The sequence below is a fragment of the Mycobacterium sp. genome, from assembly GCF_049802695.1.
In the GTDB taxonomy this organism is placed as follows: domain Bacteria; phylum Actinomycetota; class Actinomycetes; order Mycobacteriales; family Mycobacteriaceae; genus Mycobacterium.
This window is the reverse complement of the sequence record NZ_JBARMY010000559.1, coordinates 1-9515: the sequence shown is the minus strand read 5'-3', so window position 1 is coordinate 9515 and position 9515 is coordinate 1. Positions and strand designations below refer to the sequence as shown.

Below are 9515 nucleotides of genomic sequence, written 5' to 3'. Positions count from 1 at the left end.
GCTAAAGGCCCAACAGACTTGAAAGGAAGAGCTTTGACCGACAACAACTTCCTGAGCGACCTCCCGCTAGCCGGTGAACTGATCTCCAGCAACTTCGAGGACTGGCCCGACTGGCTAAAAACCGAATTCACCGAACATGCCTACGACGGCCACGTCGGATCACGGCTACTCAGCCAGAACGATCGGGTTCGCGTTTGGGAGATCCGACTTGCTCCCGGCGAGCGCTGGCATGCCCACCGCCACGTGCTCGACTACTTCTGGACCGCCGTCACCGCAGGCAACAGCCGCCAGCACACCCACGACGGCACCGTGCGTGAAGTGGCGTATCAGCGGGGCGAGACACGCCACTTCCATTTCGGGGCTGGGGAATATCTGCTCCACGACATTCAGAACATCGGCCAGACCGAACTGATGTTCACCACCGTCGAACACCTCGACAGCGCCAACGCGCCCTTGGACCTAGAGCAATCAAGACCCGGCGGGGACGGATCGCGGTGATCACGGCGCCCATTGCGCCAGGCATCATCGACGTCCACGCCCACTGGTTGCCTCCCGACCTGTTCGGCCTGCCACCGAGCACCCCGTACGGCGCGTTGCATGACCGCAGCGGGCAACTGTATCTCGGTGACCTACCGCTGTCGATCGCCAGTGCCACCATTCACGATGAGGCTGCGATCGTCGCGGACATGCGCCGCGCCGGCATCGCAGTCCGCGTGTTATCGGCTCCGCCATTCGCCTTCGCCCTCGAGGCGGGACCCGAAGCCAACAGCTACACCGACGCTTTCAATACCGCACTGAGCGACGTTGTCGCTCGATCGGACGGAACGTTGCTCGGCATGGGCATGGTCACGGTCACCGACACCACCTACTCGACCCGTCAACTCGAGGCAATCGCCGAGACCGAGGGCATCGCCGGAGTCGCCGTGCCGCCCTTGATCGGAGGCTGCTCGCTCGATCACGGGCCACTGCGGCACATCCTTAGCGAGGCAACACGTTTGGATCTCGCGGTACTGGTGCACCCCATGCAGCTCGAACGCCCGGAGTGGTCCAGGTATTACCTGAGCAACCTCATCGGTAATCCCGTCGAAACCGCCACGGCAGTGGCCACGCTGCTCCTCAGCGGCCTCAAAGACGAACTACCCGGGTTGCGGATCTGTTTTGTACACGGCGGAGGTTGTGCACCGGGTCTGCTGGGGAGATGGACACGCGGATGGGACATGCGGGTCGACGTTAACGACCACACACGACGCCCGCCCGCCCAGGGGTTCCGCGAACTGTACTTCGACACGGTCACGTTAGGATCTCCTCAACTCAGGCTTTTGGGCGAACTGGCTGGCACCGACAAGATCGTGTGCGGCAGCGACTATCCCTTCGACATGGCTGAGAGCAATCCAGCCAGGTTCGCGACCCAATACGGACCGGGCTCCCAGTCACTCATCCGGGCTGCGGTGTCGTTCTTGAACACCTGCGCACCAGATCGATACTTAGCATGACCGCACACCTGTTCACACCATTAACACTGCGGGACATCACTTTCACGCACCGGGCCTGGATGTCGCCGATGATGCAATTCTCCGCGATACCCGAAGGCCCATACACCGGTTCGCCCACTGACTGGCATCTACAGCACCTTGGGTCACGCGCGGTGGCTGGCGCTGCGCTGGTCATGGTCGAGGCCACCGCGGTCGATCCGATCGGTCGCAGCAGCGTTTACGACCTCGGCCTCTGGAATGAGAATCAGGCGGACTCATTCCGGCGGATTACCGCCTTCATTTCGGCCCAGGGCGCCGTTCCGGGTATACAACTTGTGCATGCGGGCCGCAAAGGGTCCACCGGACGCCCCTGGCCCGATACGTCGCGCGACCCAGAAACTTGGCCGACGGTCGGCGCAAGCAAACTGCCATTTGGGGAGCTGCCGAGCCCGGCAGAACTCCGCGTCGATGAAATTAACTCTGCCGTGGCGGCTTTCGCGGCCGCCGCCAAACGCGCCGCAACGGCCGGCTTCCGGGTGCTCGAACTGCACGGAGCCCACGGCTACCTGATCCACCAATTCCTATCACCTCATTCCAACGCCCGCGGCGATCAATACGGCGGCAGCCTGGACCACCGGATTCGGTTCGCCCTCGACGTCACAACGGCGGTGCGCAACCATTGGCCCGAAGAACTGCCGCTATTCTTCCGGGTCTCAGCGACCGACTGGCTGGCCGGCGACACCGATGACCCTCGGCACGGATGGACTCTAGCGGATACGATCCAACTCGCATCACGGCTGAAGAACGTTGGCGTCGATCTGATTGACGTTTCGACAGGCGGCTCAGCACCTGACGCGAAAATCCCCTTACGGCCAAGCTACCAAGTACCATTCGCCGCGAAAGTGCGAGCTAAGGCCGAGATAGCCACGGCCGCAGTAGGAATGATCACCGAGGCGGAGCAAGCGGAAGCCATCGTGATGAGCGGACAAGCAGATGCGGTCTTCTTAGCGCGCGTTCTCCTGCGCAACCCGACATGGATCCGTGAAGCTGCATGCCATTTCGGCATCACGCTCCCTCACCCTCCACAGTACGGCCGTGCATTCCCACGAAATCATCAGCACAACAACGAGCTTCAATGACGCGAAACGTGGATTGGTGAAGTCTCTCGTACCATCGACGCACAGCTTATGGAGCCGAGAAACTGTGGCGAACCGGCTGGCCCGTGGCGGGCCACCACATTCGCAGTACCGGACCGCAAGGGGTCCACGCGCGCACTGTACGCCAGCCTGAGCCGTAAACACTTACAGCACTAGACATTCAGCGTGATCCCGCTGGACAAGGTTCCGGCCCACCGCCGTGAAGGGGCTACTGTCGGACGATCTGGACACGGACACCCCGAGCATGCCGAAGGACCGGCAGATGCGGCGCCTGAAAAAATGACACGCGTTTGAGAAAAAACGAAGATGACACCGCGTGAGAAAGCCTGCATCATCGCAGGTCAGCCTGTCGGAAAATGACACGCATTTTGAGAATCGACATCCGCTCGGGTACCGCTAGCGCTGCGCCAGCGGACGGCGCCGCACCAGGGTCGGCCACCAGAACCATGGCCCGAGAATGCTGAGGATCGACGGCACCACGAACGAACGGACGATCAAAGTGTCGAGCAGCAGACCGATGCAGACAGTAGATCCCAATTGCCCAATCGTTCGCAGATCGCTGCTGAGCATGGCCAGCATGGTGAACGCGAACACCAAACCCGCGGACGTCACCACACCGCCCGTGCTGCCCAGCGCGCGAATCAGACCGGTGTGCAACCCGGCGTGTATCTCGTCTCTCACTCGAACAATCAACAGTAGGTTGTAGTCCGACCCCACCGCTACCAAGATGATGAACGACAGCGGCAGTATCAGCCAATGCAGATGCAGCCCAATGAGGTGCTGCCAGACGAGAATGGACAGCCCGAACGCCCCGGCATAGGAGAAGGCCACCGTGCCGGGAATGACCAACGCCGCCAACAGGCTTCGGGTCAGGAACATCATGATCAAAAAGATCAGCACGAAGGCGGCGATTGCGGCGATCATTAGATCGGAGGTGGCGTATTCCTTGATGTCCTTGTCGTTTGCTCCTGAGCCGCCGATGTAGACTCGCGCGCCGGCCAGCGAAGTCTCTTTCAGGATCGTGGTGATTGCCTCGGGGAACCGTTCGACATGCTCCACGCCTTCAGGGCCCATGGCGTCGCCCTCGTGGGTGACGATGAAGCGGGCGGCTTTGCCGTCCGGCGACATCATCAGTTTCTCGCCCGTTTTGACGTCATCGTTGTCGAAACCCTCGTGCGGGATGTAGAAGAAGTCGTCACTGCGGGATTTGTCCCAGTCGTTGCCGACGTTGATCGAATCATCGAATGTCTGCTCGGTCGCCAGGGATTGAAGGTCGGCGGAACCGTACGAGTTGACCAACTTCGCCTGCAGGGCCTCGGTGTCGTCGGCGGTGGCTTTCAGCTGTGCGATGATTTTCGGGAAAGTTTTATCGACCTCCTCGATGGAGATTCTGGCGTAGTTGATGTCTTCGGTTAACTTGTCGATCTGGTCGATCGTGTCGAATACCGATCTGAAGGTCCAGCAGATCGGAATGTCGAAACAGTGCTTCTCGAAGTAGAAATAGCTTTTGATCGGCCGGAAGAAATCGTCAAGATTTGCTACGTCGTCCCTTACGTCTTCGCTGACCTTTTGCAGATCCGCGATGGTGAGAGCCGTCTGGTGCAGCTCGTCCGACACTTTCTGGAAGAAGACGATCTCTTTCCGCAAAACGGCGACCGAGTGCGCCTGGATGTCAGCCTGCTGGTCGGTGTTCAAGTTCTGCTCCCTGTTGAACGGGAGTTGTTGTCCGTTGCCGCTGCCCTGGGTGGTGAACAAGTACGGAATGGAGGCGTGCTCGAGTGGGCGGCCCAACGGTCTGGTCATGCCCTGCACCATCGCCACACCGGGCAGGCGAATCAGAGCTCGTGCGACCCGGTCCATCGAGATGAAATCCGCCGAGTTGCGCATGTCGTGATCGGTTTCGATCATCAGCATCTCGGAGAACAGTTTGCTCTTGGAGAAGTGTCGGTCGGCTGCGGCGAAACCTAGATTGGCCGGGGCGGAGCGCGGCTGGTATTGACGATCGTCATAGTTCTGCCGGTAGGTCGGTACGAAGATCGCCCCGATCATGACGACCGCTGAACTGGCCGCCAGGATCGGCACCGGCCACCGCACCACGCTCGCCCCGATCCGGCGGTACAGATGGGCTTTGGCTGCACTTCGGGGGTCGAACATCCCGAACAGGCTGCCCACGGTCAACAGCGCCGGGCCGAGGGACATCGCTGCGGCGATGGTGAACAGCATGGTGATGGCCACCGCCGGGCCCATGGTGTGGAAGTAGTTGAGACGCGCGAAAGTCAGGCAGTAACACGCCCCGGCGATCGTCAGTCCCGAGCCGATGATAATGGGCGCCACGCCACGGTAGGCGATGTAAAAGCTGTCCTCCCGGCTTTCGCCGGCTTGCCGGGCCTCGTGATAGCGGCCCATCAAGAAGATGCCGTAATCCGTGCCCGCTCCCAGCGTCAATGCGATGACGATGTTCACCGCGAACGATGAGAGCTCGATGTATCCGAGATGCCCGAGGGTAGCCACGATCCCCTTGGCCACCAGCATCTCGATGAGCACCCCGGCCAGCGGCACCAACAGAGTGGCAGGGGAGCGGTACACCAGCAGTAGCATCACGATGATCAGGCAAATCGTCACGATCGTGACGTTGTTCAAGCTTGCGTTAGCGATGCTCAACGTGTCCGAGGCCAGTGGCGCCGCGCCGCTGACAAAGACCTTGAGTCCGGGCGGCGGGGTGTCCTTCGCGATGATGTTTCGCACGGCGTCCACGGACTGATTGGCTTGAATCTGGCCGATGTCGCCGGCAAGGCGCAACAGCACATAAGTCGACTTGCCATCCACGCTCTGCGCCCCGGCCGCGGTGAACGGTTTGCCCCACAGGTCCATTACGTATTGCACATGCTTGGTGTCGCGCTCGAACCGGCGCATCAAGTCGTCGTAGTAGTGGTGGTCCTGGTCTCCCAGTGGCCGGTTCGCTTCGAACACCACCATCGTCAAGTTGGTCGAGTTGGATTCGTGGAATTTCTCACCGATGTGCAGCAGTGCCCGCTGTGACGGCGCGTAGTGCGGGACCATTGGTCCGGCGAGTTCTACGGCGACGTCCTCCACCTTGGGCTCGAAGGTGTTCGTCGTCACCGCAATGAGAGCCCAGAAGACGATGATCGGTATCGCGAGAACACGGACCATCCGGGGGATGAAAGGGCGTTTAATCCGGTGCTCACTCGCCCGGTGCTCGCTCATGCCGATTTCACTCTGCACTCGACGTCGGCGTCCTGGTGGTCACCCGATTGTTCGTCCCGGACAATGCCATCCACCAGCATCCGGCAGCCCACCTGGCCGCCGTGAACGTGCACCGAAATGCTGCCGGACGCCACCGTGAGCGTGGTGGACTCGGTGTGCGACCACGGCAACGTCGTGACGTCAACCTGATGCGGATGCCCGTCGATATCCACATAAACGAGCGTTCCGCCCTTTCCGGCGGAGCCGAACACTTCATAGGTAATCCGTTTGACGTTGAACTCCTCGGGTGCCTGCGGACCAAGGACGGTGATGACCGGCTCCGGCTCGGAGAACTGGTGCACCTTCCACATGCAGATCAGGCCCACCCCGACCGCGATGACGGAAACCAACGGCATCCAAATCCGCGCCAAGACAGATCTGCCGACTGAACGAGGACTCACTCGATCACCTTCCGAATCCGTTCCCGGCCGGCTGTTTCACGCTGCTGTCCGCAGACGCCGTTTCAGCCTGGCGCTGCTCAGCAGCCGAACGGCGAGGTTGGTAGAAGTCAACATCGGTATCAAGCCGAGGAAAGTCCGCTCGGACGCAGCGGCTCCATGCAAGTGCTGAAGGCTGCCGAATACGTAGAAACACCCGAGGAAAAACAGAGTGCCCGGAATGCATAATGCCATCAAAGACGAACGGTCGCTGACGATCTGCCTTGCGTAAATCAACTCTTCGTCCGACATCGGCTCACGTTTGCGCAACTTTTTGACGACCACTCGAGCGCTGCCCACTTCTTCACTGATCGGCACCGTCGGCCGGCCGGCCAACCGGCTCACGTAAAGCGAAGCAATGGCCGCGGACAGCAATGCCAGCGCTAACGAGATTATCGTCAGAAGACCGAACATCGCCGTGTTCACTGAGGCCACTCCTTCGCTTTGCCGTAGAAACTAGCATCACCCGCGAGAGAACGCGACCGTTCCGAAACCCGGCGATCGTTCGTTCGACCCGGCCGTTCTGCCGGCGGCGCGATTCACGCTTCGCTGAGCCGGCGGGAGATCGCTTTCTTGTCGACCTTGCCGACCGCGGTGGTGGGTAGCGCCGGCATCGGCACCAGCACGTCGGGTCGGGTGTGAGCGGCGACGCCGCGCTCGTCGAGATAGCGGTTGAGTTCCGCCAGCGATATCGGCGCGCTGGCGAAAACGACTGCAGCGCAGATCTTCTCCCCGAGGTAAGGATCACCAAGCGCCACCGCCGCAGCTGACGAGATGGCCGGATGGGTCAGTAGATGCTCTTCCAGGTCCGCGGCGGCAACGGTCTCGCCGCCACGGTGAATGACATCCTTCACCCGCCCGACAACCTGCAGATAGCCGTCGGCCAACCGGCGCACGACGTCACCGCTGCGGTAGAAGCCGTCAGGGTCGAAGCTGCGGGCGTTCTCAGCGTCGGCGCGTAAGTAGCCGTTGAAGGTGTACGGTCCGCGCACCAACAGCTCGCCAGCATCGCCGGGCGGCACCGGCCGGTCGTGGTCGTCGACGATGCGCAGCTCGTCGTCCGGGCACAGCGGCCGGCCCTGGGTGTGTTCGACGATCGTTGGCGGATCGTCGGGCCGGGTGAAACAGAGCAGCCCCTCGGCCATTCCGAACACCTGCTGCACTCCCGGCGTCAGCGTTGCCCGTATCCGGCGCGCATCGTCAGCTTCCAACTTCGCGCCACCGATCTGCAGCAGCCGCAACGTCTTCGGAGTCACCGGCTCCCAGTCGCAGGCCTGCGCCCACAGCCCCGCCAACGCCGGCACCAGGGCGGTGACTGTGACGCTGTGCCGTGCGATCGCCTCGAACGCCGACTCCGGGCTGGGGTCGGTAGTGAACACCGTGGTTGCGCCGACGCTCATCGCGCCGAGCAGGCCGGGACAGGCCAACGGGAAGTTGTGGGCGGCCGGCAACGCCGCCAGGTAGACGTCGGCGGCGGTCAACCGGCAGACTTCGGCGCTCGCGATGGCGTTGTAGACGTAGTCGTCGTGGGTACGCGGAATCAGCTTGGGGGCGCCGGTGGTGCCACCGGAGACCAGCAGCACTGCCGGAGACCCGGTATCGGCCGAAGCCGCCGCCGGCTTCGACGCGGGGGTGTCGCACAGTTGCCGCCACGACACGAACGGCCCCGGGTCGCCGTCGACGAGGATGTGCCGCAGCCCCGGATGTCGGGCGGCGAGCCCCTGCGCCATCGCGGGATAGTCGAAGCCGCCCGTGGAATCGGGGATTATCACCGCACTGGGCTCGCTGACGCTGGCGAAGTGGTCGAGATCGGTGGCTCGGTGTCCGGGCAGGCACATCACCGGTAGCGCCCCGACCCGCAGCAGCCCGAACAGTGCCAGGACGAAGCGGCTGGTGTTCGGCAGCTGCAGCAGCACCCGGTCACCGGCCGCGATGCCCAGCGCGGCCAGTCCTGCCGCCGCCCGATCGGCCAGCTCGTCGAGTTCGGCGAAGCTGATACCGGTATCCGGCTGCTGGTGGGCGTCGATGACCGCGACCCGGTCGGGCCAGCGCTGCGCGGCTTCGGACAGTATCGAGTCGACGGTGCGGCCCGTCCAGTAGCCGGTGGCCCGGTAGCGCTCGGCGCGGTCGGCGGGAAAGCCGACGAAGCCGGGCAGCGATGGCGTCTGCTGCATTGAGGCTCCATTCTCTGCGCGGAAAGGGGCAAAGCTACAATAAGCACCCAAATTAGGGCAGCCTGTGCTAACTAGTAAGGTAACGGTCGAGATTCGTTGACATATGCGCCGACTCCCGCGCGTTGACCAGCGGGCATGCAAGTCACATAGTGCGTTCAAGTCACCTAGGGAGGGTCGTGGTGTGCACCGCGGGCAGTCCGGAGGCCATCCGCGCCGAGGTCGCCGCACTGCTGGGCACTACCGCCGATACCGTCGATCCTCATGACAACCTGATAGCCCAGGGGCTGGATTCGATCCGAATGATGGCGCTCGCCGGCCGGTGGCGACGGCAGGGCGTCGCCGTCGACTTCGCGACGCTGGTCGCCACGCCGACTGTCGAAGCGTGGTCGCGGCTAGTGTCCGCCGCCGGGCATCAGCAGCCCTCGCCAGAGCAGCCGGCAGCCCCGGCGCCGCGCTGTGACCAGTCCGAAGACCAGTCTGATCCCTTTCCGCTCGCCCCGATGCAACACGCGATGTGGATCGGCCGCGAAGACACCCAGCAGCTCGGCGGCGTTGCCGGGCATCTCTACGTCGAGTTCGACGGCGGTCTGATCGATCCAGAACGACTGCGCGCGGCGGCCACCGCGTTGGCCCGACGACACCCGATGCTGCGGGTGCGGTTCCTGGCCGACGGAACGCAGCGCATCGACCCGGCCGCCGAGTCGCAGGTGCGCGTGCACGATCTTCGCGACCTCGACCCCGCGGTCGTCGACCGGCGGCTCGCGGCGATCCGGGCAGCCAAATCGCATCAACAGCTCGACGGCGAGGTATTCGAACTCGCGGTGACGCTGCTGCCGGAGCAGCGGTCGCGCCTGCACGTCGACCTCGACATGCAGGCCGCCGACGCGATGAGCTACCGCACGCTGATGGCCGACCTGGCCGCGCTCTACGCCGGCCGTCAATTGCCCGAATTGGGCTACACCTACCGGAAATACCGCCTGGCGCTCGAGGCGGCCGAGGCCCAGCCGCAGC

At 63.0% G+C, this 9515-nt stretch carries 8 protein-coding genes; 4 read left to right on the top strand and 4 right to left on the bottom strand.

Features of this window, described 5'->3' with window-relative positions:
* The 3 genes from WA317_RS22005 to WA317_RS21995 all read left to right on the top strand — a co-directional run.
* The coding region (locus WA317_RS22005) for a hypothetical protein (RefSeq protein WP_425175046.1) at positions 1–498 on the top strand (498 nt) is incomplete at its 5' end.
* The gene (locus tag WA317_RS22000; RefSeq protein WP_425175045.1) at positions 495–1493 is read left to right on the top strand and encodes an amidohydrolase family protein; all 999 of its coding nucleotides are present in this window, start codon (positions 495–497) and stop codon (positions 1491–1493) included. The genes WA317_RS22005 and WA317_RS22000, both read left to right, overlap by 4 nt.
* Complete coding sequence (locus WA317_RS21995; protein WP_425175044.1) at positions 1490–2611, top strand: NADH:flavin oxidoreductase/NADH oxidase; 1122 nt, start codon at positions 1490–1492, stop codon at positions 2609–2611. The genes WA317_RS22000 and WA317_RS21995 overlap by 4 nt, the downstream gene beginning before the upstream one ends.
* A gap of 414 nt (positions 2612–3025) precedes the next feature.
* Here WA317_RS21995 and WA317_RS21990 read toward each other — a convergent pair whose 3' ends face one another.
* From WA317_RS21990 to WA317_RS21975, 4 genes are all read right to left on the bottom strand, one after another.
* Positions 3026–5854 (bottom strand): RND family transporter, encoded by a 2829-nt coding sequence (locus WA317_RS21990; RefSeq protein WP_425175043.1) that lies wholly within the window; start codon positions 5852–5854, stop codon positions 3026–3028.
* Positions 5851–6249, bottom strand: coding sequence for an MmpS family transport accessory protein (locus WA317_RS21985; protein WP_425175042.1), 399 nt, complete (start codon positions 6247–6249; stop codon positions 5851–5853). The genes WA317_RS21990 and WA317_RS21985 overlap by 4 nt, the downstream gene beginning before the upstream one ends.
* Before the next feature lie 81 nt (positions 6250–6330).
* Positions 6331–6744, bottom strand: a complete 414-nt coding sequence (locus tag WA317_RS21980) for a hypothetical protein (RefSeq protein WP_425175047.1) — start codon at positions 6742–6744, stop codon at positions 6331–6333.
* Between the two features lie 125 nt (positions 6745–6869).
* A complete protein-coding gene (locus tag WA317_RS21975; RefSeq protein ID WP_425175041.1) occupies positions 6870–8504 on the bottom strand; it encodes a (2,3-dihydroxybenzoyl)adenylate synthase in 1635 nt (544 codons plus the stop codon).
* A 179-nt stretch (positions 8505–8683) separates the two neighbouring features.
* On the opposite strand from WA317_RS21975, the gene WA317_RS21970 reads away from it, so the two are divergent.
* On the top strand, positions 8684–9515 hold an 832-nt coding region (locus WA317_RS21970; protein ID WP_425175040.1), incomplete at its 3' end, for a condensation domain-containing protein.